The following is a 24,651-nucleotide window of genomic DNA, read 5'->3' as shown; positions in this document are numbered from 1 at the left end:
CGCCCCCACCCCGTCCCTCCCGCCGACGCTCCGGCGTACTGCCCCGACCCTCTGGACCCCCTATGACCGTCCTCACCGTCACCCCCAATCCCAGCCTGGACCGCACGTACGAGATACCGGCTCTTGACCGCGGGGCCGTACTGCGGGCCGGTGCCGACCGTGTCGACCCGGGCGGCAAGGGCGTCAACGTCTCTCGCGCGGTGGCCGCGGCGGGGCACCCCACAGTCGCGGTACTCCCGGTCGGTGGCCCCGAAGGCGCCCTCCTCTCGCAACTCCTCAGCGATCTCGGCATCGCGGTGGCCGGCGTACCGGTGCAGGGCTCGACCCGCGTCAACATCTCCCTGGCCGAACCGGACGGCACCCTGACCAAGATCAATGCCGCTGGGCCCGACATCGGCGCCGACGAATCCCGGGCCCTCCTGGACACGCTGGCCGCCGAAGCCGCCAGGAGCAGGGCGCGCTGGCTCGTGTGCTGCGGCAGCCTTCCGCGCGGCCTCTCCCATGAGTGGTACGCGGCAGTCGTCACCCGGGCCCGCGAGAACGGGGTCCGTGTCGCGCTCGACACCTCAGGACCCGCTCTCGCGGCAGCCCTCCCCGCACAGCCCGACGTGGTCAAGCCCAACGCCGACGAACTCGCCGAGGCCGTCGGCCGCCCCCTCACCACCGTCGGGGACGCCGTCAAGGCAGCCGACGAGGTACGGGCGGCGGGCGCGGGAGCGGTACTGGCCAGCCTCGGCGCCACAGGACAGCTCCTCGTGGACGCCACTGGCACCTACTTCGCGACCGCTCCCGTCGCCACCGTCCGCAGCGATGTGGGCGCGGGCGACGCCTCGCTGGCGGGCTTTCTGACGGCCGGCGGCGCCCGCGCCCAGGCGCTGGTCTCGGCCGTGGCACACGGCGCGGCCGCCGTCCAGCTGCCCGGCAGCCAAATGCCCACTCCGGGCGACATCCGTCCGGAAGCGGTCACCGTGACCACCGACGTCCCCTTGGACCTCCCCCTTCTCCCCGATGCCAACGGAGCCGGCCGATGAGCCAGTTGATCACAGCGGAACTGGTCGACCTCGATCTGTCCGCCACCACAAAGTCCGATGCCGCCCGTTCGCTCGCAGAGCGGATGGTGTCGCTTGGTCGCGTCACCGACCTCGAAGGGTTCCTCGCCGATGTCGAGGCCCGCGAGGCACAGATGCCGACGGGCCTCGAAGGAGGCATCGGCATACCCCACTGCCGCAGCCCTCACGTCACCGAACCCACGCTGGCCTTCGGCCGCCCGCGGTCGCCCATCGATTTCGGTGCCACGGACGGTCCGGCGGACCTCGTCTTCCTGATCGCGGCCCCCGACGGCGCGGACAGCGACCACTTGACCATCCTGTCCTCGCTCGCCCGCCACTTGGCCGACCCCGAGTTCACCGAGGCTCTCCGCTCCGTGGCGGACCCGGAACGGGCTGGTGCGCTCATACGCGGGGACGCCGACCCGGCGACCCCCTCGTCGGCAGAGCAGCCCGAGGCGTCGAACGAGACGCCGAACGAGACCACTGAGTCGGCGCACGGCGCGGCGGAGCCACGGCCGGCGGATCCGGAGACAGGGCCCGAGCGGCCTGATCCCACGCAGCTGTCGGCGCAGCCGCCGGAGCCCGGCACCCGGGGTGATGCGGCGCCGGCCTCCGAGCCCTTCCGGATCGTGGCCGTCACCTCCTGCCCCACCGGGATCGCCCACACCTACATGGCCGCTGAATCCCTGGAGAGAGCGGCCGAGGAAAGCGCGTCCAGCACTGTGATCACGGTGGAGACCCAGGGCTCCGCCGGTTTCCACCGGCTCGACCCCTCGGTGATCGCCGCCGCCGACGCCGTGATCTTCGCCCACGATGTCGAAGTACGGGAGCGCGGACGCTTCGCCGGCAAGCCCACCGTCGATGTGGGGGTCAAGGCCGCCATCAACCGTCCCGCCGAACTCCTCCAGGAGGCGCGGAACAAGGCCGCACGCGGGGAGACCGCGCCCAAGTCCTCTGCCACCGCCCCCATGGACCAGGGCGCGGAGGAAGGAGACGGGTTCGGAACCCGGCTGCGGACCTGGCTGATGACCGGCGTCAGCTACATGGTTCCGTTCGTCGCCGCGGGCGGCCTGCTGATCGCCCTGTCGTTCGCCATCGGCGGGTACGAGGTCGCCAACGCCAAGTCCGTGGCCGACCACTTCGTGTGGACCGAGGCCAACAGCTGGGCCGCCTTGCTCAACCAGATCGGTGGGCTCGCCTTCGGCTTCCTCGTGCCCGTCCTCGCCGGATACATCGCCTACGGCATGGCCGACCGGCCCGGTCTCGTGCCCGGTTTCGTGGGCGGTGCCGTCGCCGTCCAGATCGAGGCGGGCTTCCTCGGCGGCCTGGTGGCGGGTCTGCTTGCGGGTGGCCTCGTGATGGCCATTCAGAAGGTCAGCATCCCGGCCGTACTGCGCGGCATCATGCCGGTCGTCGTCATCCCGCTGATCTCGTCGGCGATCGTCGGCGCGCTGATGTTCGTCGTCGTCGGCAAGCCGATCGCCACCGCGCAGAAGGCCATGACCGACTGGCTCAGCGGGCTGACCGGGACCAACGCCGTCCTGCTCGGGCTGCTCATCGGCCTGATGATGTGCTTCGACCTGGGCGGGCCGGTCAACAAGGTCGCCTATACCTTCGCCACCGGAGGCATCGCCAGCGCCGACCCCGGCAACGGCAGCCTGATGGTGATGGCCGCCGCCATGGGAGCCGGAATGGTGCCGCCCCTGGGCATGGCCCTTGCCACGACCGTGCGCGGAAGCCTCTTCACCAAGACCGAACGGGAGAACGGCAAGGCCGCCTGGGTGCTCGGAGCCTCCTTCATCAGTGAGGGAGCGATTCCGTTCGCCGCCGCCGATCCGCTGCGGGTGATCCCCGCATCGATGGCGGGCGGAGCGGTCACCGGCGCGCTCTCGATGGCCTTCGGGAGCACACTGCGGGCGCCTCACGGCGGCATCTTCGTCGTGCCGCTGATCGGCTCTCCGCTGCTCTACCTCGTCGCGATCGCGGCCGGAACCGTCGTCACGGCCGGTACGACCCTCCTCCTCAAGGGCGCCCGAAAGCAGGCCCCGAAGGTAGAGACCACTCGGGCGAAGGACGGCGCCGAGGCCCGCATTCCGGCGAGCGTCTGAGCCGGTCCCACCCGACGGCCCACCCGGCGGCGGCACCGTTCCGCGGTCCGTCGCCGGGGCCACCCCGGCGGATGCTCCCTCCGCCTCACGGCGCTGTGGTCCCGCCGCCTCCGAGCCCCGTGCTCCCGCCGGCTCCCAGCGCCACGGCCCCGTCAGCCCCCGGCGCCGTGCTCGGGGTCCTCCTCCGGGGAGCTGTCCCCTTCCGGTCCGGACAGTGCGGGGCCGTAGAGGTCGGTGTACGAGGGAAAGACGCCGCCGGGCCCATCCACACCATCCGCGGCCCGTACCGCCTTCACCACGGCCCGGGCCACCACGTCGGCGCCTGCGGCCAGCACCTCGTTGAATTCGCCGCCCCGCAGCTCGTGTGAGCACACGGCTAGCGCGAAGGCCGTGTCGCCGTCGTGCATCAGGTGCGCCGGGCGCACCGCCCTGGCCAGCCCGTCGTGCGCGCTGCCCGCCAGCCGCTGTGCCTGTGGACGGCTGAGACACGCGTCCGTTCCGAGCACTATCAGCGTGGTGTTCAGGGCCGGCCGTAGCGTGCCCGCGGCCCGTCTGGCGGTTTCCTCCTTCGCTTCCGAGCGCAGCATCTCGGCCTCGGCATGCTCGTCCTCGGACGGGATGTGCGGCAGGCCGTCGGCCAGTTCGCCGTAGAGGACGCCCGTCGCCGGGTCCGTCGCCGAGCCTGCGGCATTGAGGACCACCAGAGCGCCGACCACCACTCCCGACGCCAACCGGGTGCTCGCCGTGCCTATCCCGCCCTTGAGGCCGCCGACAACAGCTCCCGTCCCGGCCCCCACACCGCCCTCCGCAACCGGCGCGCCCGGCTCCGTCGCGGCCGCCGCCTCCACCGCCTGACGACCCAGTGCCGCGTCCGGCCGCGCGGTCCAGCGCCCCCCGCGCCCCAGGTCGAAGATGACCGCTGCCGGGACCACCGGGACCACCTGCGAGGGATCGGAACCCGCCTGTACGCCGCGGCCCTGCTCCTCCAGCCAGCTCATCACGCCCGAGGCGGCGTCCAGACCGAACGCGCTGCCCCCGCTGAGGACGACGGCGTGGATGCGCTCGACCAGGTTCCGCGGGTCCAGGGCGTCCGTCTCGCGCGTTCCCGGTGCCCCGCCCCGCGCGTCCACTCCCGCGACGGCGCCCTCCTCCGGGGCCAGCACCACCGTCGTACCGGTCAGCCAGCCCTCCTCCGTCCGCTGCGCGTGGCCCACGCGCAGGCCCAGCACGTCTGTCAGCGCGTCCCGAGTACCGGTCGGCGGCTCCTGCGCGGGGCGCGGCCCCTGGGCGTCGTGAGTGTCCATGAAGCATCAATACCAGCAGGCGCTTGCGACGGCCGTACGCTTGAGCCATGAGCGTCGAACCGCAGTCCTCACTCCGGCCGGAAACGCCGCGTGATGCGGCGGCCTCGCTGGTCTTCGACGACCCGCTGAGCCGCCCGTCCTCTGACGACGCCGACCAGGGCTGGGGCGAGGGGGCAGGCGGCGCGTCCGGGGGAGCGAACGCCGACCTCGCCCGCTTCCTCGCAGAGAAGCCGCCCCACCACATCTGAGCCCGGACCAGCAGCCCGCCCAACATCCGCACGCAGCTCCGGACTGCCTGCTTCCAGTTCCGCACGGTCCGGCCGTCCGCGGAGGAGCCGATGCCGCCACCCGGGCAAGCACTGTTCCCGCTGCCCGGCCGGGAGGGCTGCGCCCCTCCTGCGGACTGCCGCGCTACTTGTGAGTGCTGACGCCACCACCGCGCTGCGGCCCGACCGAGCCGTCCGGACCAGCCGGCCCGGAGCCGTCCTGGGAGCCGGGGGAGCCATCCTGGCCCGCGTGCTGTGCGAGCAGCACGTCGCGGATCTCCGTGAGCAGCTCGACCTCGGTCTTGGGCACCTCCGCCGGGCCAGCCTTTGCCTGCTGGCGCTCCTTGAACTTGTTCATCGGCAGGATCATCAGGAAGTAGACGACCGCCGCTGTGATCAGGAAGGTCAGCGTGGCGCTGAGCACAGGGCCCCAGTGGATCGTGATGCCCTTGGTCACCTCGCCCGTGGGACTGATTTCGCAAGGCCCCTTGAGGCAGGAGCGGTACTTGTCCAGATCCTTGGTCCCGATGGCACCGACCAGCGGGTTGATGAAGCCGTTGACGATTGCGTCGACGATCTTGCTGAAGGCTGCTCCGACGACGACGGCAACGGCCAGTTCGACCACGTTGCCGCGCATCAGGAATTCCTTGAAGCCGGCCAGGACGCCCTTCTTCTCGGGTGCGGGTGCGTCGTTGCTCAACGGACTTCCTCTTCCAGGACCAAGTGACGATGCTGACTGCGAGCGGGAGACCGAGGGCACACGGCACTGCGGACAGCGCCCACGAACGGGACCGGCGGCTCACCTGCCCTCGAACGCAGTGGTTCATGCGCATACGACCCTGGCGCCCCAGGCGCGGCAGAGGCAGGAGACGGCTCAGCACAGCGTCACCGCCAACCGGGACTTCGCCGCGGCGCCCGCCAGCGCTGCCGCTGTGCGCCGGGGCACGACGACAACGATCAGCGCGCCCTCGGCTCCGCCGCCCGAGACAGTGTCGCCGTACTTCGGCACATGGGCCACTCGGACATTTGTGGCCACTACCCGGGCGGAAGCGCTCTTGGACGTGCTCGCCAGTACATCGATCCTGTCGCCGGGGTTCAGCAGCCGGACCGTTGCAGGGTCGGCGATCCTTACCGGCGAGGAGACGGGAGCCGTCTGTGCACCCTGCTCCGTGACGGATCTCTCAGCGCCCCGCCGTCCCCCGGGATCGCCGGACCCACCGCTGCCGCCGTCATCTGCCGCACCGCCGCCCGGGGCGCCGACCGCGAGACCTGCAGCCGAGGCGGCCAGCGCGGCCGCGAGGGCCCTGCGGCGCCCCAGCCCCCGCCGCAGTCGGCGGGAGTCCCGTCCAGTACGCACGGGTGGGAAGTCGGGAACGGGGGCGCGCAGCCGCGTACGAGGAAGGGACTGCTCGGGAACCGGGTTCCGAAATCGGGGCACGACGCTCACCACCAGCCATCACAGGGAGAAGCACCGCCTGGTCACGGCCTTCGGTGACTACGGTGAACCCCTCGGCGAAATCCCGCTGAAGGCGTCGAAAATCTGTGGATGACTGGGGAGTTGTGGACAACTCCGTCACCCGGGAGAGGGACGCGCCCGGTCAGGGCAGCGTGATCCCGGGCTCCAGCCCGCCCAACGCCGCCCCGCACTCGCACTTGCGTTCGTCCGCCGCGGGCATTTCGCGTACCGCGTCGAAAAGCACCTCGCGCAGCCGTCCGATGTTCTCGCCGAAGACGCGCAGCACCTCCTCGTGGGAGACACCGTCACCGGCCTCGGCGCCCGCATCCAGGTCCGTGACCAGGGCCAGCGAGGAGTAGCACAGCTCCAGCTCGCGGGCGAGGATCGCTTCCGGGTGCCCGGTCATGCCCACGACGGCCCAGCCCTGCGCCGCGTGCCAGCGGGACTCGGCGCGGGTCGAGAAGCGAGGGCCTTCGATGACGCACATCGTTCCGCCGTCGACCGCCTCCCAGCCCTGGCCCCGGGCAGCCCGCAACGCGGCCTGGCGGCCGGCCTCGCAGTACGGGTCGGCGAAGGCGACGTGGATGACCTGCGGAACGGTGCCGTCGGCGAGGCGCTCTCCGTCGAAGAAGGTCTGCTGCCGCGACTTCGTACGGTCCACCAGCTGGTCCGGCACCACGAGCGTGCCGGGGCCGTACTGCGGCTGGAGACCGCCGACCGCGCAGGGCGCGATGATCTGCCGTACGCCCACCGAGCGCAGCGCCCAGAGGTTGGCTCGGTAGTTGATGCGGTTCGGGGGCAGGTGGTGGCCGCGGCCATGGCGCGGGAGGAAGGCGACTCGGCGGCCGCCGGTCTCTCCCAGGAAGAGGGAATCGCTCGGCGGGCCGTAGGGCGTCTCGACGGTGATCTCGGTCACATCGTCGAGGAAGGAGTAGAAGCCGGAACCGCCGATGACACCGATCTCTGCCTGTTCGCTCATGCGGTCACCCTAAGGGCGTACGCCTGGCGCTGGGCAGGGGGAGTGAGCGGGCCCGTCACCAGGCCCGCGGAGCGGCGGCTCAGGCCGAAGTGCCCGCCTTGGCAGTGCTCTTGCTGTCGCTCTTGCCGGAGGACTTCGACTCCGAGGAGGACGTGCCGGAAGACGCCGAGTCCGAAGTGGAGGACGAGCTCTTGGAGTCGCCGTTCTTGCTCGACGAGTCCGAGGAGGAGCTCTTGGAGGCGGAGCTGCTGCTCGACGAGGAGCTGCGGCTGTCGTTGCGGTAGAAGCCGGAGCCCTTGAAGACGATGCCGACCGCCGAGAAGACCTTCTTGAGGTTGCCCTGGCAGCTGGGGCACTCGGTCAGCGAGTCGTCCGTGAACTTCTGCACCACCTCGAGGCCCTCGCCGCACTCGGTGCACTGGTACTGGTACGTCGGCACGTTCTTCCTCCTGGCACTCTCACTCGTTGAGTGCTAACAACGCTCCATAGTGCAGCATTCCCGCGCGTCAGTCCACTGAGACCGTCGTTCGGTGACCCAGCCCACGTGCCGCGACCAGCCCGCCGTGCGGAGGATGCAGCGCCTTTCTGAACGCCAGCAGCACCAGCAGGGCCAGGCCCGTACCGGCCAGCGGGGTGAGGAAACCGATGCCGGCTCCCGAGTGGTCCGCGAGCTGGCCCGCCACTGTCGAGCCCGCCGCCTGCCCCAGCGCGACCGCGCCTGTCAGCCAGGTGAACGCTTCTGTACGGGCGCCCGCCGGAACCAGCGTCTCGATCAGCGTGAAGCAGGTGATCATGCAGGGGGCCACACAAAGCCCGATCAGCGTCCCCAGTGCGCCCAGCAGCACCACCCACGGTCCCAACTGCGCTGTGAGGGCCACCAGTGCCGCGGCAACCACAAGCCCCGGATACGCGATGAGCAGCCGGGTCTGCGGTCCGCGCTTCCACCGGACAGCACCCACGGCGACGGCCGCAAGCATGTTGCCCGCCGCGAAAGCGCCGTACATCACGCCGTTGATGCCCGGTTGCCCGATCGACTCGGTGAACGCGGTGAGCGAGACCTGCATACCGCCGAAGACCATCCCGATCCCGAGCACTGCTGCGACGAGCACACGTGCTCCAGGGACGGCCAGTGCGGACGTGGCACGGCCCGCCTGCTGCGCGGCGTCGTCGGCGGCCTCGCCTTGCTCGCCCGCGCCCGTGGCCGCGGCCGTGCGGACGGGTGTCGGCTGCGTACGGCGCTGCGCGGCGAAAACCAGCCCGCCCGCCAGTGAGACGCCTGCCTCGGCGACGAGTCCGGCGGCCGGATGCACCCCGGTGCACAGCGCCGTGGCGAGCACCGGGCCGACCACGAACGTGAACTCGTCCGTCACCGACTCGAAGGCCGCTGCCGTTGTCATCAGTGGCGACCCCTGCAGCCGCGCCGCCCACCGGGCGCGCACCATGGGGCTGATCTGCGGAGCGGTGGCGCCCGCCGGCACCGCTGCGACGAACAGCGCCCACAGCGGCGCGTCCAGCAGAGCGGCGGAGATCAGCGCTCCGACGGCGAGGGCGTGCAGGAATACCTGAGGAGCGAGAACGGCGCCCTGCCCGAACCGGTCGGCGAGCCTGCCGCTCTGCGGCGCGATGAGGGCCATGGAGATGCCCGCAGTCGCAGACACGGCGCCCGCCAGCCCGAACGATCCGGTGGTGTGCTGGACGAGCAGGACGATGCTGATGGTCAGCATCGCGTAGGGCTGGCGGGCCAGAAAACCCGGCAGCAGGAAGGACCATGCTCCCTCGGTGCGCAGCAGCTGTCCGTATCCGGGACGCTCGGAGGAGCGCCTGGAGCGCCGGTTCTCGTGTGCTGTGCCGGTCTGTGCGTGGTCGTTCTCGGTGGCCGGGGATTCCACGGCCGGGCCTTTCTGCCGCCTGGTAGCGCGTTCAGGGTGAAGCGCCGAGAGCTGTCCTCTTGCGCAGGACCGGGGTAGATACCCGGTCCGGTGCAGGGGGTGGGCTTTCCGGACCGTGGCCGCCGAGCGGTCGCGCCAGCTCTGCTTCAGGCAGAGTCGGGGTGAATCTTTCCGCCACGAGGATAACGGGCAGAGGCAGTTTTTCGTAAAACGTGCCACAAGCCCGGCAGCGATCGCACCACAAGTCGGCCCACCTCCCGCACCTCTCCAGCAGTCACCGGCGCACTGCTGTGCTCCCTCCCGAGCCCAGCCAGCCGGCGAGCTTGCCGCCGCGGCTGACCGACAGCAGCCGCCGTTCGGCCGCATCGCGTACCTGGTCGGTCGCTACGACCAGCAGCTCGTCACCGTGCTGCAGCACCGTGGAGGGCAGAGGCACGAAACTTGCGCCGTCCCGTACGACCAGGGTGACGGCGGCGCCCGCGGGGAGGCGCAGTTCGGTGATCTCCACACCGTGCATCCGGGACGACGGCGGGATGGCCACGGACAGCAGATGTCCGCGCAGCCGCTCCAGGGGTGCGGACTCGATGTCGAGGTCCGCCGCTTCGTCCCTCTCGTCCAGTCGCAGCTTCCTCGCCAGCCAGGGAAGGGTGGGTCCCTGCAGCACGGTGAAGACGACCACCAGTACGAAGACGATGTTGAAGATGCGCTGGCTGCCCTCGACCTCGGCGACCATCGGAATGGTCGCCAGCACGATGGGCACAGCGCCCCGCAGCCCGGCCCAGGAGAGCAGCGTTTTGTCCTGCCAGGGCATGTGGAACCGGTCCAGGCTCAGGAAGACCGACAGCGGGCGGGCGACCAGGGTGAGGGCCAGCCCGATCAGTATGGCGGGCCAGAAGTCCTTCCAAAGGTCGTGCGGGGTCACGAGCAGGCCCAGCAGGACGAAGAGGCCGATCTGCGCCATCCAGGCCACACCGTCGGCGAAGCTGCGCACAGCGGGCCGGTGCGGCAGTTTGCCGTTGCCCAGGATCAGCGCGGCCACATAGACGGCCAGGAAGCCGGAACCGTGCGCCATGGCGCCTCCGGCGTACGCCAGGAAGCACAGTGCCAGCACGGCGATGGGATACAGCCCGGACGCGGGCAGTGCCACATGGCGCATGCCCAGTTCGCCGAGCTTGCCGACGACCAGGCCCACCACCAGTCCGATGGCGAGCTCCAGCAGGATCTCGCCCAGCAGGAAGTACCAGGCGTGGTGCTCGGAGCCGAGCGAGGAGAAGGTGACGACCAGCAGCACGACAGGCGCGTCGTTGAACCCGGACTCGGCCTCCAGTACGCCGGTGAGCCGCTTGGGTAGCGGCACTCTGCGCAGTACGGAGAAGACGGCTGCGGCGTCCGTGGAGGAGACCACGGCGCCCATAAGGAGCGACGCTTGCCAGTCGAGTCCGACCAGGTAGTGCGCGGCCAGTGCTGTGACGGTCACGCTGATGGCCACGCCGAACGTCGACAGAACGGCGGCGGCAGGGATGGCAGGCCGGATGTCGCGCCACTTCGTGCCGAGCCCGCCCTCGGCGAGGATCACCACCAGGGCGGCGTATCCGAGGACTTGGGTCAGCGCGGCGTCCGAGAAGGCGAAGCCGATGCCGTCCTGCCCTATGGCGATGCCTATCCCCAGGTAGACGAGCAGGCTGGGCAGTCCGCTGCGCGAGGAGAGACGGACCGCCGCGACGGCGATGAGCAGGACGAGGGCGCTGAAGAGCAGGAGCTGGTTGAGGCTGTGGACGGTCAGGGCACGGTCCTCTCTGGCCGGGGCTCTCTCCTTGAGTGCACGAGCGGGATGCTCCGGGCGCGGGGGATCGGCGTCGGAGCGCGGGTTCCTGAGTGGGCGAGTGGCTGCGTGTGGTGGTTCTGACGGCCTCCTGACGCTTTCCTGACGAGTTCTTAACGCCTCACCCATGGCTGGGCGTGGCTCCCGGACAGGTGTCCGGCAGCCCGGCTAGTTCGTTTGGGTAGCTAACAATTTACCATTGCTTGAATATGCCCCCGGGAGAATTCGTAGGGGGTGACTCGCTGTCCGGGCGAATCGAGGGTCGGCCTATGGTTGCTCCGTACGGATCGAGCCCGTCCGGTCCCCTCAGTCAAGGTCCACCCTGCCCCTCGAAGGACAGCGATGCCCGCCAAGAAGACCTCGCGACGCGCCCGCCTCATCGTGATCGTCGTCGTGCTGCTGCTCGTGGCAGGCATCGGCGGCGGCACCTACTGGGGCATCAGCACCGTCCGGGACTCCTTCCCGCAGACGACCGGCACGCTCAAACTCAAGGGGCTGGCCGCGCCGGTGAGCGTGAAGCGGGACAGCAGCGGCATTCCGCAGATCTACGCCGACAACTCCAAGGACCTCTTCCTGGCTCAGGGGTACGTCCAGGCGCAGGACCGCTTCTGGGAGATGGACGTACGCCGGCACATGACCGCCGGGCGGCTCTCGGAGATGTTCGGTGACGGTCAGGTGCAGACCGACGCCTTCTTGCGCACCCTCGGCTGGCGCAAGGTGGCCGGGAAGGAGTACGCGCAACTCCCGGAAGAGACCAAGGACTTCCTCAAGGCCTACTCAGCGGGTGTCAACGCCTACCTCAAGGACCACAAGGGCTCGGAGCTCTCCGTCGAGTACGCCGCCCTCGACCTTGCGGGCAAGGACTACCAGCCCGCCGACTGGACCCCGGTGGACTCGGTCGCCTGGCTCAAGGCGATGGCCTGGGACCTGCGCGGCAACCTCTCGGACGAGACCGACCGGGCGCTGATGACCAGCCGCCTGGACAAGGACCAGATCGAGGACCTGTACCCGGACTACCCGACCGACAGGAACAAGCCGATAGTCGACAAGGGCTCTGTCGACCCCGCCACCAAGAAGTTCGACCCGAAGGCCGAGGGCGGGCAGAGCGGTTCCCGGAGCGGATCCGACGGCACCGGTACCGGACAGCCGGGAGCGGGCGGTGAACAGCCCGCTGCGGGCTCGGGATCGGGTGGGACGACTCCCGGTGCCTCCGAGGGCGCGAACGGCGCTCAGGCGGCCGGTGAGGCGGCTCAGGGGGCCAGTACGCAGATGGGCACCGTGGCCAAGAAGCTGGACGAGATCCCCGGGCTGCTCGGCCCGAACGGCAGCGGCATCGGCTCCAACTCCTGGGTCGTCTCCGGGAAGTACACGACCACCGGCAAGCCGCTGCTGGCCAACGACCCGCATCTGGCGCCGCAACTGCCCTCCGTCTGGTACCAGATGGGCCTGCACTGCCGTTCGGTGGACAAGTCCTGTCCCTTCGACGTCTCCGGCTTCACCTTCTCCGGCATGCCCGGCGTCGTCATCGGCCACAACCAGCAGATCTCCTGGGGTATGACCAACCTCGGCGCCGACGTGACCGATCTCTACCTGGAGAAGGTCCGCGACGGGCACTACCTCTACGACGGCAAGGAAGTCCCGTACCGCACCCGTGAGGAGACCATCAAGGTCGCCGGCGGCAAGGACCGCACCATCACCGTGCGCGAGACCAACAACGGGCCCATCGTCTCCGACCGCGACAAGGAACTGCGCAAGGTCGGCGACAAATCCCCCGTCGGCAACGCCGCACCCGACCGCGGGGACGGCTACGCGGTCTCGCTCCGGTGGACCGCGCTGGAGCCCTCCAAGACCATGGACGCGGTCTTCAAGCTCAACAGGGCCTCGGACTTCTCCGAATTCCGCGCGGCTGCCCGCGACTTCGCCGTCCCCTCGCAGAACCTCATCTACGCCGACACCAAGGGCAACATCGGCTATCAGGCACCGGGCCGTATCCCGGTGCGGGGCAAGGGCGACGGACGCTACCCGGCACCCGGATGGGACCGCAGCTACCGCTGGAAGGGCTACGTCCCCCAGCGCGCCCTGCCGTGGGAGTACAACCCGAAGCGCGGCTACATCGTGACCGCCAACCAGGCCGTTGTGGACCGGGAGAAGTACCCCTACCTGCTCACCGACGACTGGGGTTACGGAGCGCGCAGTCAGCGGATCAACGACCTCATCCAGTCGAAGATCAAGGACGGCGGGAAGATCTCCATGGACGACATGGAGACGATGCAGATGGACAACAGCAGCGAGATCGCCAAGCTGCTGGTGCCCTACCTGCTGAAGATCGAGGTCGACGACAAGTACGTACGCAACGCACAGAAGCTGCTGGAGGGCTGGGACTACACCCAGGACTCCGACTCGGCGCCCGCCGCCTACTTCAACGCCGTCTGGCGCAACCTCCTCAAGCTCGCCTTCGGCGACAAGCTGCCCAAGGAACTGCGGGTGAAGGGCGACTGTCTGTACGTCGCGCCCTCCGACGACTCCGGTCCTGTCGACGACCTGGACGGCAACCAGCGACTGGTGCGCGAGTGCGGACAGCGTTCCCCCGATGAGGCGCAGCCCGACGGTGGCGACCGCTGGTTCGAGGTCGTACGCAAGCTGCTCAAGCAGCCCGACAGCGAGTGGTGGAAGACGCGCGACACCTCCACCCACAAGGGCGACAAGAACCGCGACGACCTGCTGGCGCACGCCATGAAGGACGCGCGCTGGGAGCTCACCTCGAAGCTCGGCAAGGACATCAACACCTGGAGCTGGGGCAGGCTGCACCGGCTGATGCTCAAGAACCAGACCATCGGCACCGAAGGGCCCGGCTTCATGCAGTGGCTCCTCAACCGCGGCCCCTGGGACCTGGGCGGCGGCGAGGCAGCCGTCAACGCCACCGGCTGGAACGCGGCAGGCGGGTACGACGTGACCTGGGTGCCGTCGATGCGGATGGTCGTCGACATGAGCGACATGGACAACTCCCGGTGGATCAACCTCACTGGAGCGTCCGGGCACGCCTACAACGCGCACTACACCGACCAGACCGACAAGTGGGCCAAGGGCGAGTTCCTGAAGTGGCCCTACAGCGAGAAGGCGGTCAACAAGGCCACCGAGGACCAGATGGCCCTCACCCCCTGACCGCCCGCACACCCCGGCCGGCCGCACGCCGTGACGCCGGTCGGGGCGCGGTCGCCCAGTGCCCCTTCAGCCGTCCGTTCAGCTCTCGGTGACCCCGAAGCGGTGTACTCCGCTCGGGGTCACGGCCGTCTCCACCCGCCGGTCGTGCTCCTCGCCGTCGATACGGTCGACCACTTCACCGTCGTACAGCAGCACCGCACACGCCGGCTGCGCGCCGCGGGCCGCCAGCCGGGCGAGCACCCGGTCGTAGCAGCCGGCACCACGTCCCAGCCGCAGTCCGCTGCGGTCCACGGCCAGCCCCGGCAGCAGCACCGCGTCGGCCTGCGTGACCGCCTCCGGACCGAGGCATGCCCCGGACGGCTCGCGCAGCCCGCGCCCGGCCGCTACGAGCCCCTCCAGGCCCTCGTAGACCGCCCAGTCGAGGTCGTTGTCCTCCTGGAGCACCGGCAGCAGCACCCGTACGCCCCGCCCGCGCAGCGCCTCCAGAAGAGGGCCGGTGCCCGGCTCGCTGCCGACCGACACATAGGCGGCGACCGTGGCGGCTCCGGCCAGCTCCGGCAGCTCCAGCACGTGCTGGGCCAGAGCGTGCGCGGCTGCCTGGAGGTCGTCCGCCGTCAATGTTCTCCTCACCGACAGGACAGTGCGGCGCAACTCGCGCTTACTACGGTGGCCGACGGCCTCCGGCTCGCCCATGGGAACGCCCAACCCCTTCCGTGCCGCAATACGCAACAAACCCAATAAACCCTACAAACGCGATGAACACCGTGGACGCTTATCTTCCACATCAAGTCAGCGGTTATGGTGCGGGACATGACTTCTCCCCGCGCACGGATCACCAAGGCAGTCATCCCCGCAGCCGGCCTGGGCACGCGCTTCCTGCCTGCGACAAAGGCCACACCCAAGGAGATGCTCCCGGTCGTCGACAAGCCCGCGATCCAGTATGTGGTCGAGGAAGCCGTGACAGCCGGGCTCTCGGACGTCCTCATGGTCACCGGGCGGAACAAGCGCCCCTTGGAGGACCACTTCGACCGCAACTATGAGCTGGAGCAGGTACTCCGTGACAAGGGCGACGACGGAAAGCTCGCCCGCGTCCAGGAGTCCAGCGATCTGGCGACCATGCACTACGTCCGGCAGGGCGACCCGCGCGGCCTGGGGCACGCCATCCTGTGCGCAGCCCCGCACGTGGGGGAGCAGCCCTTCGCCGTACTGCTCGGCGACGACCTGATCGACCCGCGCGACCCCCTGCTCTCCCGCATGATCGAGGTGCAGGAGGAGCGCGGCGGCAGTGTCATCGCGCTGCTGGAGGTCGACCCGGGCAGCATCCACCTGTACGGCGCCGCAGCGGCCGGCCCCACCTCCGAGGGCGACGTGGTGCGAGTCTCCGACCTCGTGGAGAAACCTTCAGCCGAAGAGGCTCCCAGCAATCTGGCCATCATCGGCCGCTATGTGCTCGACCCGGCCGTCTTCGAGGTCCTCAGCAAGACCGAGCCCGGCAGGGGCGGCGAAATCCAGCTCACCGACGCCCTCCAGGCCCTCTCCGCCGACGAGTCCCTGGGCGGCCCTGTGCACGGTGTCGTCTTCAGCGGTCGTCGCTACGACACCGGCGACCGGGCGGACTACCTGCGTGCCATTGTCAGGCTCGCGTGCGAACGTGAGGACCTGGGCCCGGAGTTCCGGGACTGGCTGCGCGGCTACGTCACCGAGGAGATGTAAGTCTTGAGCAAGACCTGGTCGGTCGAGGAGCACCTGGAGGACATCCTCCGCAGCATCCGCCCGCTGGACCCCATCGAGCTGAACCTGCTCGACGCGCAGGGCTGCACCCTGGTCGATGACGTCATCGTCCCCGCGGCTCTCCCGCCGTTCGACAACAGCTCCATGGACGGCTACGCCGTACGGACGGCCGACGTCGAGGGTGCCAGCGAGGAGTTCCCCGCGGTGCTCAGCGTCATCGGCGACATCGCTGCGGGCAGCTCGGACCTGCTGACTGTCGCGTCGGGCGAGGCGGCCCGCATCATGACTGGTGCACCCCTCCCGCCCGGGGCGGAAGCCGTCGTCCCTGTCGAGTGGACGGACGGCGGCACAGGCGGCGGTCCGGCGGACTCCATGCCCGCGCTCAGTGACTCGCCCGAGGGCGCCTCCGGCCAGGTACGCGTGCACCGCCCGGTCCTCCCCCGGCAGCACGTACGGGCCAAGGGCAGTGACGTCAAACCGGGCACTGTCGCACTCAAGGCGGGCACCGTCCTCGGCCCCGCACAGGTGGGCCTGCTGGCGGCCATCGGACGCGGTACGGTCACTGTCCGTCCGCGGCCCCGGGTCGTGGTTCTCTCCACCGGCAGCGAACTCGTCACCCCGGGGGAACCGTTGGGCCCCGGCCAGATCCACGACGCCAACAGCTTCGTACTGACCGCCGCAGCACGCGCAGCCGGAGCCATTCCCTACCGGGTCGGAGCGGTGGCCGACGACGCGGAGACGCTGCGCGCCACCATCGAGGACCAGCTCATCCGGGCCGACCTGGTCGTCACCAGCGGCGGGGTCAGCGTCGGCGCTTACGACGTCGTCAAGGAAGCGCTCTCCCGGGTGGACGCCTTCCGGGGCGGCGAGGAGGAGGACCGCACGGACGCCGCCGGTGACCCGGTGGAGTTCCGGAGACTGGCGATGCAACCGGGCAAGCCCCAGGGCTTTGGTCTGATCGGGCCCGACCGCACCCCCATCCTGACGCTTCCGGGCAACCCGGTGAGCGCCTACGTCTCCTTCGAACTGTTCGTCCGCCCGGCACTGCGCACCCTGATGGGCCAGGAGCCCGTACGGCGCCGGACCGTACCCGCCCGCCTGGCCGGCGATGCCGCACTGACCTCGCCGGAGGGCAAGCGGCAGTTCCTGCGGGGCGACTACACCCCGCCCGGCGAGGAGGACGACATGGGCACTGTCCGCGCGGTCGGCGGAGCGGGCTCCCACCTGATCGCTGCCCTCGCACAGGCCAACGCCCTGATCGACATCCCCGAGAAGACCGGCCGGCTCGCCCCAGGGGACGAAGTGACGGTGGTACTCCTCGACTGACGCGCCGGGCCGCAGTCCTGCTGCTGCCGGTACCGTGTCTGGGCACAGCACAGGACCGGGAGAACGATGACCAGCCCCCAGCAGCACCTCACCCACGTCGACGCGTCCGGGGCCGCACGGATGGTCGACGTGTCCGAGAAGGACGTCACTGCCAGGACGGCCCGCGCCACCGGACGCGTGCTCGTCTCGCCGCAGGTCGTCGCACTGCTCAGGGGCGAGGGCATGCCCAAGGGAGACGCCTTGGCCACTGCCCGGATCGCGGGGATCATGGGCGCCAAGAAGACGCCGGAACTCATCCCTTTGTGCCACCCTCTCGCCGTCTCCGGCGTCAAGGTCGACCTGTCGGTCGCCGACGACGCTGTCGAGATCGCGGCCCGGGTGAAGACCACCGACCGCACCGGCGTCGAGATGGAAGCGCTCACAGCGGTTACGGTCGCCGCTCTGACGGTCATCGACATGGTGAAGGCCGTCGACAAGTCGGCAGCCATCACGGACGTCAGGGTGGAGGAGAAGACCGGCGGCAAGTCAGGAGACTGGACGCGCCGGCCGCTCGCCGACGAGGAGGGCGCATGAGCGATCCCGAGCAGCACGAGGCCGGGCGGCATCCGCACAGCCACGGGGCCCCGCAGCCCTCGCACGGCCACGCCCTACAGCCCTCGCGCAGTCACCGGGAACCCGGCTCCGGCGCCGGTCCCGGCCACGGTGCTCCGGGCGCCAGGCCGCCCTACCGTGCCCTCGCCGTGACGGCGTCCAACCGCGCCTCCGCGGGGGTCTACGCCGACAAGGGCGGGCCACTGCTCGTGGAGGGCCTGAGTTCCCTCGGATTCGCCGCAGACGGGCCACGGGTGGTCCCGGACGGTGAGCCCGTCCGTAAGGCGCTGGAGGAGGCCGTGGAGGCGGGCTACGCCGTCGTCCTGACAACGGGCGGCACCGGCATCTCCCCGACCGACCGGACCCCCGAGGTGACCCGCGACGTCCTGGACTACGAGATCCCGGGCATCCCCGAGGCCATTCGAGCCGAAGGGCTGGCAAAGGTGCCCACGGCGGCTCTCTCGCGCGGTGTCGCCGGTGTCGCGGGCCGTACGCTGATCGTCAACCTTCCGGGCTCCACGGGTGGCGTCAAGGACGGACTGGCGGTCCTTACCCGGCTGCTGCCGCACGCCGTCGACCAGATCCACGGGGGCGACCACCCCGCCGAGCCGGACACCTCCCACCAGTCCGGCGTCCCCAGAGGGGACGACCCCCGCTGAACGCACCGTGGCCGGCCGAGCTGGCGGACGGTCCCACGGCCCTCCGCCCCATAAAGCTGCGCGACCAGCGGGCCTGGCGCGAGGTCAACCAGCGCAACCGCGACTGGCTGCGTCCCTGGGAGGCCACAATCCCGCCCGCGCCCCCCGGCCACCTGCCACCGCGTCGCCCCACCTTCCGCCAGATGGTGCGGCATCTGCGGACCGAGGCACAGGCCGGCCGGATGCTTCCCTTTGTCGTTGAGTACGAGGGAAGACTTGCCGGACAGCTGACCGTGGCGGGCATCACCTGGGGCTCCATGTGCTCCGGACATATCGGCTACTGGATCGACCGTGCGGCAGCGGGGCGCGGCGTGATGCCCACTGCAGTGGCACTCGCAGTGGACCACTGTTTCCGTACCGTAGGACTGCACCGCGTGGAAGTGTGCATCCGCCCGGAGAACCTCCCCAGTCGCCGTGTGGTGGAAAAGCTTGGCTTCAGGGAAGAAGGCACCCGCCCGCGCTATCTCCACATCGACGGCGCCTGGCGCGACCACCTGGTGTTCGCGCTGACTGCGGAGGAGGTCCCGGAGGGACTGCTGGCCCGCTGGCACCGGTCGTACCCCGGCCGCTCGACAGAAATAAAATAAACGTTCGAATTGTGGGGTTGTCCGGATAGTCTCCAGATGGCCAGCCCTTCACCGGACATTTATCGGCCATTTCCACTTAGCCCGGACGAGCAGTCACAAAAAAAGTTCGAGGGATCAGCCAGATCGTGCGACACACCGGGCTATTTGGCAGATGGGCTCAAGCAATCCCCTCTACCGTGTGAGGGTGAGCAGCAGTGGCCTCATCTACGCAGTCATCGTCGGGGCCTGGGCCGCCTACTTGGTGCCGATGTGGCTTCGCCGACAGGACGAGCTGAACGAAGCCCGTCCGACGGAACGCTTCAGCACCGCCATCCGCCTGCTGTCCGGCAAGGCCGGAATGGAGCGCCGTTACGCGAGAGAAGCGGAGCGGCGCCGGGCGCGCGAGGGGTGGGCAGCGGACGATCCGTACGCGCGGAAAGCGGGAGCCGAACCCGGCCACCCCGGCGCGCACGGCGACGACGGCTACGAAGATGACGTGTACGGGAGCGACCCGGGCGCCGTCACCGAGCAGGCGGTGGACGTCCGGGCCTTCGCCGACCCCAAGACCATGGTCAGTGCCCCAGGCGCCGAAGCGCCGACCGAGGTGCACGCTCACCGCACGTCGGACCGCCCCGCACGGCTCGCGCCCCACGGCAGCCGGAATGGCCACGACGGTCGCCCTGCCGCGCACGGTGGCCCGGACGCCGTACACAGCGGCCCTGGCGGTGCGGAGCGCCCCGGGCAGGCTCAGGCCGGGCAGCCGGAGTCGGAGGATGCCGCCCAGCCCGGACAGGACCACCCACGGGCCGCCGCGGGGGGCGGTGCGGGCGCGCCGCGTGCGCAGAGCGCCGAGGCGCGTGCTGCCGTGCTGGAGGGCAGACGCGCCAAGCAGGCCAAGCGCGCCAAGCTGCTGGCCCGACGGCGGCGTACGACGATGCTGCTGTTCCTCGCCTTCACCGTCGGCACCGTCATCGCGGCTGTCCGCGGACTCGCCCTGCTGTGGGTGCCCGCCATCCCCGCCGTCCTGCTGAGCACCTACATCGTCTACCTGCGTGCCCAGGAGCGGCGCCGTTTCGCCTTCACCATGGACCGGCGCCAGGCCGAGGCAGCAGCGCGCAGCCTGCACGCCCAGCGGCCGCGCGGCGGTGCCACTGGCGCGTCCGGCCGCCGCCGGGCCGCGGCACGGGAGGCGGACACCGAGCCCGGCCTCGCCGCGCAGGGGACGGGCCGCGAAGGCAGACGGGATGCTGCGCCGCCCGAGCGGGAGCGCGGCAGCACCCATCCGGAAGCGCACCGTGAGGACCGTACGGACGCCCGGCGGGAAGCCCGCGCCCACGCGGAGCAGCAGGAGGCCGCCGAACGGCGCGCCCTGGTCGAGCAGACCGACCACGCGGAGTGGGTCGACCAGCAGCGCGCCCGGGACCGCGACTCCTCCGAGGGCGAAGGCTGGGATCCCGTACCGGTACCGCTGCCCACCTACGTGAGCGCCCCGGTCGCACCCCGCGCAACGCGCGGTGTCGACCTGGAGGCCCCGGACGCGTGGAGCTCAGCGCGCTCCAGTACCGCCCACGTCACCGAGACGCAGTCCGCGGAAGGAGAGACCGACGGGCGCTCTCACTCCCGCCGCACCTCCGACCGGGACCGGACGCCCCTCTTCGACCAGTACGAGGACGATGACCGCCCCCGCGCCGCCAACGAATGACCGCCCCATGACCAGCGCAGCAACGGATTTCCTCCCGCCCCGACGGGGATGCTAAAGTTTCACCCGTCGCAAGGGCCTGTAGCGCAGTCCGGTAGCGCATCTCGTTCGCAACGAGAGGGTCAGGGGTTCAAATCCCCTCAGGTCCACTGCACGTCAGAGCCCCCGCCGGGGATATCCGGTGGGGGCTCTTTCTGGTGTTTGGGAGGGGTCAGGGGGTGCAGGAGCGGGCGGTGTGGATTGTGGTGGCTGTGAGGAAGAAGGCGTCGGGGCGCCAGAGGATGCCGGTGCAGGCGTCGCCGTGCAGGAGGTGGTCGAGGGTGGTGAGGTCTTCCTCGTCGAGGTAGGGCGCCAACTGGTGGCGCAGGCGGGTCAGGTGGTTGTGGAGGTGTTCGCGGGCGGGCAGGGCGAGGGGGGCCGGGTGGTCGGTGAGGAAGGTGCGGGTGCCGGTGGGGACGAGGCCGGCGTGGGAGAGCATGGCGGGCCAGTCCTCAACGGTGGACGTCGAGCCGGGCAGGGCGGTGCGCATCGCTGTGAAGCTCTCCTCGGCTGCCGCGTCCAGCCTCGCCTGGAGGCCCGGGCGGCCGATGCCGATGTCGCGGGGGAGGAAGCGCGCGGTCAGCCCGCGTTCGGCGACGGCCAGCACGCCGCCGGGACGCAGGCGGGTGGAGAGGGAGTCGAGGGCCGCCTGTTGGTCGCCGAGGTGGTGGACGGCATGGCTGGTCCAGATCAGTTCGGCGGTTCCCAGACTGTCCAGGTCTTCGGGCAGGGCGGCCTGTTGGGTGGCGACCTTCCCGGTCAGGTCCTGGCGGGCTGCGCGGGCCCGGGTCCGGTCCAGGAGGCCGGGCGCCTGGTCGACGGCGACGATCTCGGCGCCGGGGAAACGGTGGGCCAGCAGGCAGCTGATGACGCCCGGGCCGCTGCCGATGTCGAGGACGCGGGTGACAGCGGAGCCGACTGCCGGTTCGGCTCCCAGCGGGTCGCCGGCCGGGTCCGTGACCAGCAGGCGGCGCAGCCATTCCGTTGCCGCCTCGAGGGCGGGAAGGTGCTGTTCGGCCTCGCATTCCAGAGCGGCTCCGAGTGCTTCCCAGTCCACGTCCGCGGTGTGTGGGTTGCTCATATGGCGGCTGCCTGCGGTGCGGGGGTGGCCGTACGGTGTTCTTCGACCGCGCGTTCCACCTCTTCGTCCACCAGGTCGTGGGTGAGAGCGAAGGCTGCCGCGGCGCCCATGCCCGCCGCTGTGATCACTTGGGCGCGGGGGTCGACGACGTTGCCGACCGCCCAGACGCCGAACGCACTGGTGCGGCCCGAGCGGTCGGTGGCGATGCGGCCCTGCTCGTCCTTGGCGCAGCCCAGTTCGGTCAGCAGGGAGTCGTTCGGGACCATCTCCGGGAAGAGGAAGACCGCGCTTCGCGGCACGACACGGCCGTCGGTCAGCTCGACGCCCCGAAGCCGGTCGTCGTCCACCGCAAGGGACTTGATCTCGCCCTCGGCGATGCGGACGCCGCGTGCGGTCAACCGCTCGCGGTCCTGGCCGCTCAGCGGCCGGGTGTGCGGAAAGTAGACGACGTCGGGGGACCACTGGACGAGCAGCAGCGCCTGGTTCACTCCGGCCGGGTGGGTGCCCAGCACGCCCAGTGGCTCGTCCCGGACCTCGTAGCCGTGGCAGAACGGGCAGTTCAGCAGGTCACGTCCCCACCGTTCGCGTACGCCGGGGATCTCGGGCAGCTGGTCGCGCAGCCCGGTGGCGACCACAATGCGGCGAGCCTTCAGTACCGCACCGCCGGACAGACGGACGAAATAGCCGTGCGTTATCTCGTCAACGTGGTTGTCGAAGAAGTCGACGCCGTAGCCGGTGAGTTCCGCTCTGCCGGCCTCCAGAAGTGCTGCCGGGGACATGCCGTCCCGGGACAGGAAGCCGTGCATGTGCGCGGCGGGTGCGTTGCGGGGCCGGCCCGCGTCCACCACGGCCACTGTGCGGCGGGCCCGGGCCAGTACCAGGGCGGCGTTCAGACCGCCCGCTCCCGCGCCGACCACGACCGCGTCGTACACCTTCTCGCCTGCTCCGGTCACCTGCTTGTCGGCTCCGGCCGCCCTGTCGCCCGTTTCGGCACCGCGCCGGGGGGACCTTGTGTCGCTCATCGCGATCACCTCCTGTGCGCAGGCTGCGACCTCGCGCAAGAGGGTGGCAATCTTTGTTGCTGTTTCTGGGAAAAGCGGGGTGCAATAGGAGTTGTGGCAGATTGCTCCGCCGTTACCCAGGCACTGGCCCAGGTCGGCCCGCGGCTCAAGCGGCTGCGTACCCGGCGCGGTGTCACCCTGGCCGCGCTCGCACGGGCGACCGGTATCTCCAAGAGCACGCTCTCCAGGCTGGAGTCCGGGCAGCGGCGCCCCAGTCTGGAGCTGCTGCTGCCGCTCGCGCAGGCCCACCAGGTGCCGCTGGACGAGCTGGTCGACGCGCCTGAGGTCGGCGATCCCCGGGTGCGCCTCAAACCGCAGCGGGTCAACGGCAATACAGTGCTGCCGTTGACCCGTCAGCCGGGACCTCAGCAGGCGTTCAAAATGGTGTTGCCCGCTGACCGTTCCAAGCCCGAACTGTGCACCCACGAGGGTTACGAGTGGCTGTACGTCCTCTCGGGGCGACTGCGACTGCGGCTGGCCGAGCATGACTTGGTGCTGGGGCCGGGCGAGGTCGCCGAGTTCGACACCCGGCTGCCGCACTGGTTCGGCAGCACGGGTAGCGGTCCCGTCGAAATGCTCAGCCTTTTCGGCCGCCAGGGGGAGCGCATGCACATCCGGGCGCAGCCCCGTCGTGACGCTCCCGCCGGCCGGAGCGGTCAACCGGGTTGACCACTTGCCGAGCGCCCCGGCCGGCAGTCGGTCGTCAGCCCGCCGAACGGTGGCGGCTGGACCCGCGGGGCGGACGGGCGTGCCGGGAGGGGGCCGCGGGCACCGGCGGGAGGTCGAGCTGCCGGACGAGCTGGTGGAAGCAGAGCAGCGCCGTGATGGGCGGCAGGCCGGCCACGGCGATGCCCGCGGGGGTGGCCGGCGCGTCGGCGACGCACAGCAGCGAGGCGACGGCAGCGAAGAAGAGCACGACGAGCCAGGAGTGCACGGTGCGGCGGCGGTAGGCGCGGGTGCGCAGGATGGAGAGCGTGGCCGCGACCCAGGGTGCGTAGATCAGCAGCGGCCAGGCGTGCGCGACGCTCGGGGGAGCGGACTCCTGGGCCAGGTCGTAGAGCGACGGATAGGACGCCTTGGCGCCCAGAAAGCTGACCAGCACCACGATCAGTGCGGTGAGCGTGACCGAGAAGGCGCTGAGAATCCGCCGCCAGCTCAGTTCCTCCCGGCTCTTCTGCTTCACACGCTCCAGGGGACGTTCCTTGCGGTGCCTCGCTCGGGTGAGCGCGCCAGGAGAGTCCGCGAATCTCTGCTGTTCGACCGTGTCGAGGAAGTGGGCGAGTTCCGCGTCCAGGTCCGCATGCTCCGTCTGTTCGCCGCGTTCGCCGCGCTCGGGGTGCGGTGAGACGAAGCGGGTCAGTCCGAGGGTTCCGGTGTCGGAGGGGTCGGTGAGGCCCAGACGCGCAGCAGTATCGTTCCTGGCCGTGGAGGCGCCGCAGGCGTGGGCCGAGTGCACGTCCGGTTCGGCCGGTTGTCTCGGCCAGGGGAGGCCGGTGTCCGGATCAGGGGGTGCGTAGGACGTGTACGTGTGCGACGTCTCGGTCAAGACTGAACTCTCTTCTCTGCGGGCAGGTTCAGACGACTGTGTCGAGACCGGTCCCGCACGCGCACGACGCTTCCGGTGGTGACCGACGGCGCGCAGCCCTGTGTCGTCCGCGATGACCAGCGCCAGGGGCGGATGCCGGGGATGACCGTCTCGGGTACAACCCCGTCAACGAATACTCCAGCCAGCGGAAACTCCTGTTCGCAGTACTCAGACTTATGAGCATGCGGTTTTCACGAGGTATGTAACTCGTTGGTGAGACAGCGAGATGTCGGTACGCT

The 24,651-nt window shown here is 70.3% G+C and carries 22 protein-coding genes and 1 tRNA gene; 12 read left to right on the top strand and 11 right to left on the bottom strand.

Annotation, left to right across the window (positions count from 1 at the left end; all coding sequences use genetic code 11):
* Positions 1-62 precede the first annotated feature (62 nt).
* Positions 63-1,031 carry a 1-phosphofructokinase gene (gene pfkB, locus ACTWQF_RS22495; protein ID WP_443281430.1) on the top strand — a complete coding sequence of 323 codons (969 nt, stop codon included), beginning with the start codon at positions 63-65 and terminating at the stop codon, positions 1,029-1,031.
* Positions 1,028-3,157: a fructose-specific PTS transporter subunit EIIC gene (locus ACTWQF_RS22490; protein WP_443281418.1), complete on the top strand. Its 2,130-nt coding sequence runs from the start codon at positions 1,028-1,030 to the stop codon at positions 3,155-3,157. The genes pfkB and ACTWQF_RS22490 overlap by 4 nt, the downstream gene beginning before the upstream one ends.
* A 152-nt stretch (positions 3,158-3,309) precedes the next feature.
* Here the strand turns inward: ACTWQF_RS22490 and ACTWQF_RS22485 are convergent, their stop codons facing one another.
* Entirely contained in the window at positions 3,310-4,461 is a 1,152-nt protein-coding gene (locus tag ACTWQF_RS22485) for a P1 family peptidase (protein WP_443281417.1), read from the bottom strand.
* A 47-nt stretch (positions 4,462-4,508) separates the two neighbouring features.
* On the opposite strand from ACTWQF_RS22485, the gene ACTWQF_RS22480 reads away from it, so the two are divergent.
* Complete coding sequence (locus tag ACTWQF_RS22480; RefSeq protein ID WP_443281416.1) at positions 4,509-4,709, top strand: hypothetical protein; 201 nt, start codon at positions 4,509-4,511, stop codon at positions 4,707-4,709.
* 163 nt (positions 4,710-4,872) lie between these two features.
* On the opposite strand, the gene mscL is transcribed toward ACTWQF_RS22480, so the two are convergent.
* The 6 genes from mscL to ACTWQF_RS22450 form a co-directional block, all read right to left on the bottom strand.
* Positions 4,873-5,427, bottom strand: a complete 555-nt coding sequence (gene mscL, locus ACTWQF_RS22475; protein ID WP_443281415.1) for a large conductance mechanosensitive channel protein MscL — start codon at positions 5,425-5,427, stop codon at positions 4,873-4,875.
* Between the two features lie 174 nt (positions 5,428-5,601).
* Complete coding sequence (locus tag ACTWQF_RS22470) at positions 5,602-6,084, bottom strand: hypothetical protein (RefSeq protein ID WP_443281413.1); 483 nt, start codon at positions 6,082-6,084, stop codon at positions 5,602-5,604.
* 241 nt (positions 6,085-6,325) lie between these two features.
* Positions 6,326-7,162: an S-methyl-5'-thioadenosine phosphorylase gene (locus tag ACTWQF_RS22465; RefSeq protein WP_443281412.1), complete on the bottom strand. Its 837-nt coding sequence runs from the start codon at positions 7,160-7,162 to the stop codon at positions 6,326-6,328.
* Between the two features lie 79 nt (positions 7,163-7,241).
* A complete protein-coding gene (locus ACTWQF_RS22460; protein WP_443281411.1) occupies positions 7,242-7,601 on the bottom strand; it encodes an FmdB family zinc ribbon protein in 360 nt (119 codons plus the stop codon).
* 67 nt (positions 7,602-7,668) lie between these two features.
* Positions 7,669-9,051, bottom strand: coding sequence for an MFS transporter (locus ACTWQF_RS22455; protein WP_443281410.1), 1,383 nt, complete (start codon positions 9,049-9,051; stop codon positions 7,669-7,671).
* 274 nt (positions 9,052-9,325) lie between these two features.
* Positions 9,326-11,002: a potassium/proton antiporter gene (locus ACTWQF_RS22450; RefSeq protein ID WP_443281409.1), complete on the bottom strand. Its 1,677-nt coding sequence runs from the start codon at positions 11,000-11,002 to the stop codon at positions 9,326-9,328.
* A gap of 213 nt (positions 11,003-11,215) precedes the next feature.
* On the opposite strand from ACTWQF_RS22450, the gene ACTWQF_RS22445 reads away from it, so the two are divergent.
* The gene (locus ACTWQF_RS22445) at positions 11,216-14,035 is read left to right on the top strand and encodes a penicillin acylase family protein (protein WP_443281408.1); all 2,820 of its coding nucleotides are present in this window, start codon (positions 11,216-11,218) and stop codon (positions 14,033-14,035) included.
* Between the two features lie 78 nt (positions 14,036-14,113).
* On the opposite strand, the gene ACTWQF_RS22440 is transcribed toward ACTWQF_RS22445, so the two are convergent.
* On the bottom strand, positions 14,114-14,728 hold the full coding sequence (locus ACTWQF_RS22440; protein WP_443281407.1) for a 5-formyltetrahydrofolate cyclo-ligase: 615 nt from the start codon (positions 14,726-14,728) through the stop codon (positions 14,114-14,116).
* A 117-nt stretch (positions 14,729-14,845) separates the two neighbouring features.
* Between ACTWQF_RS22440 and galU the strand changes: the two genes are divergently transcribed.
* The 7 genes from galU to ACTWQF_RS22405 all read left to right on the top strand — a co-directional run bounded on the left by galU (position 14,846) and on the right by ACTWQF_RS22405 (position 20,795).
* The gene (galU, locus tag ACTWQF_RS22435) at positions 14,846-15,748 is read left to right on the top strand and encodes a UTP--glucose-1-phosphate uridylyltransferase GalU (RefSeq protein ID WP_443281406.1); all 903 of its coding nucleotides are present in this window, start codon (positions 14,846-14,848) and stop codon (positions 15,746-15,748) included.
* Positions 15,749-15,751: 3 nt separating this feature from the next.
* Entirely contained in the window at positions 15,752-17,092 is a 1,341-nt protein-coding gene (glp, locus tag ACTWQF_RS22430; protein WP_443281405.1) for a molybdotransferase-like divisome protein Glp, read from the top strand.
* 66 nt (positions 17,093-17,158) lie between these two features.
* The gene (gene moaC / locus ACTWQF_RS22425) at positions 17,159-17,665 is read left to right on the top strand and encodes a cyclic pyranopterin monophosphate synthase MoaC (protein ID WP_443281404.1); all 507 of its coding nucleotides are present in this window, start codon (positions 17,159-17,161) and stop codon (positions 17,663-17,665) included.
* Positions 17,662-18,342 carry a MogA/MoaB family molybdenum cofactor biosynthesis protein gene (locus ACTWQF_RS22420; RefSeq protein ID WP_443281403.1) on the top strand — a complete coding sequence of 227 codons (681 nt, stop codon included), beginning with the start codon at positions 17,662-17,664 and terminating at the stop codon, positions 18,340-18,342. The genes moaC and ACTWQF_RS22420 overlap by 4 nt, the downstream gene beginning before the upstream one ends.
* A complete protein-coding gene (locus tag ACTWQF_RS22415) occupies positions 18,339-18,968 on the top strand; it encodes a GNAT family N-acetyltransferase (protein ID WP_443281429.1) in 630 nt (209 codons plus the stop codon). Before ACTWQF_RS22420 ends, ACTWQF_RS22415 begins: the two co-directional genes overlap by 4 nt.
* Positions 18,969-19,152: 184 nt before the next feature.
* Entirely contained in the window at positions 19,153-20,649 is a 1,497-nt protein-coding gene (locus ACTWQF_RS22410) for a hypothetical protein (protein WP_443281402.1), read from the top strand.
* Between the two features lie 72 nt (positions 20,650-20,721).
* Positions 20,722-20,795: transfer RNA gene (locus tag ACTWQF_RS22405), tRNA-Ala, on the top strand.
* 62 nt (positions 20,796-20,857) lie between these two features.
* On the opposite strand, the gene ACTWQF_RS22400 is transcribed toward ACTWQF_RS22405, so the two are convergent.
* Both ACTWQF_RS22400 and ACTWQF_RS22395 read right to left on the bottom strand, forming a co-directional pair.
* Positions 20,858-21,766: a class I SAM-dependent methyltransferase gene (locus tag ACTWQF_RS22400; protein ID WP_443281401.1), complete on the bottom strand. Its 909-nt coding sequence runs from the start codon at positions 21,764-21,766 to the stop codon at positions 20,858-20,860.
* Positions 21,763-22,788 carry an NAD(P)/FAD-dependent oxidoreductase gene (locus ACTWQF_RS22395; RefSeq protein ID WP_443281400.1) on the bottom strand — a complete coding sequence of 342 codons (1,026 nt, stop codon included), beginning with the start codon at positions 22,786-22,788 and terminating at the stop codon, positions 21,763-21,765. The genes ACTWQF_RS22400 and ACTWQF_RS22395 overlap by 4 nt, the downstream gene beginning before the upstream one ends.
* Positions 22,789-22,881: 93 nt before the next feature.
* Between ACTWQF_RS22395 and ACTWQF_RS22390 the strand changes: the two genes are divergently transcribed.
* On the top strand, positions 22,882-23,496 hold the full coding sequence (locus ACTWQF_RS22390) for a helix-turn-helix domain-containing protein (RefSeq protein ID WP_443281399.1): 615 nt from the start codon (positions 22,882-22,884) through the stop codon (positions 23,494-23,496).
* 34 nt (positions 23,497-23,530) lie between these two features.
* Here the strand turns inward: ACTWQF_RS22390 and ACTWQF_RS22385 are convergent, their stop codons facing one another.
* A complete protein-coding gene (locus ACTWQF_RS22385; protein ID WP_443281398.1) occupies positions 23,531-24,373 on the bottom strand; it encodes a DUF2637 domain-containing protein in 843 nt (280 codons plus the stop codon).
* Between the last annotated feature and the right edge of the window lie 278 nt (positions 24,374-24,651).

The sequence above is a fragment of the Streptomyces sp. 8N114 genome (genome assembly GCF_052245835.1).
Classification (GTDB): Bacteria; Actinomycetota; Actinomycetes; order Streptomycetales; family Streptomycetaceae; genus Streptomyces.
Note: the sequence above shows the minus strand (reverse complement) of the source record. Positions and strands in the feature narration are given on the sequence as shown.

Bases quoted from the DNA above. Each gene is read 5' to 3' on its own strand.
- pfkB (WP_443281430.1), top strand. From the start codon at position 63: ATGACCGTCCTCACCGTCACCCCCAATCCCAGCCTGGACCGCACGTAC.
- ACTWQF_RS22490 (WP_443281418.1), top strand. From the start codon at position 1,028: ATGAGCCAGTTGATCACAGCGGAACTGGTCGACCTCGATCTGTCCGCC.
- ACTWQF_RS22485 (WP_443281417.1), bottom strand. From the start codon at position 4,461: ATGGACACTCACGACGCCCAGGGGCCGCGCCCCGCGCAGGAGCCGCCG.
- ACTWQF_RS22480 (WP_443281416.1), top strand. From the start codon at position 4,509: ATGAGCGTCGAACCGCAGTCCTCACTCCGGCCGGAAACGCCGCGTGAT.
- ACTWQF_RS22465 (WP_443281412.1), bottom strand. From the start codon at position 7,162: ATGAGCGAACAGGCAGAGATCGGTGTCATCGGCGGTTCCGGCTTCTAC.
- ACTWQF_RS22450 (WP_443281409.1), bottom strand. From the start codon at position 11,002: ATGGGTGAGGCGTTAAGAACTCGTCAGGAAAGCGTCAGGAGGCCGTCA.
- ACTWQF_RS22445 (WP_443281408.1), top strand. From the start codon at position 11,216: ATGCCCGCCAAGAAGACCTCGCGACGCGCCCGCCTCATCGTGATCGTC.
- ACTWQF_RS22440 (WP_443281407.1), bottom strand. From the start codon at position 14,728: ATGGGCGAGCCGGAGGCCGTCGGCCACCGTAGTAAGCGCGAGTTGCGC.
- galU (WP_443281406.1), top strand. From the start codon at position 14,846: ATGACTTCTCCCCGCGCACGGATCACCAAGGCAGTCATCCCCGCAGCC.
- moaC (WP_443281404.1), top strand. From the start codon at position 17,159: ATGACCAGCCCCCAGCAGCACCTCACCCACGTCGACGCGTCCGGGGCC.
- ACTWQF_RS22420 (WP_443281403.1), top strand. From the start codon at position 17,662: ATGAGCGATCCCGAGCAGCACGAGGCCGGGCGGCATCCGCACAGCCAC.
- ACTWQF_RS22400 (WP_443281401.1), bottom strand. From the start codon at position 21,766: ATGAGCAACCCACACACCGCGGACGTGGACTGGGAAGCACTCGGAGCC.
- ACTWQF_RS22395 (WP_443281400.1), bottom strand. From the start codon at position 22,788: ATGAGCGACACAAGGTCCCCCCGGCGCGGTGCCGAAACGGGCGACAGG.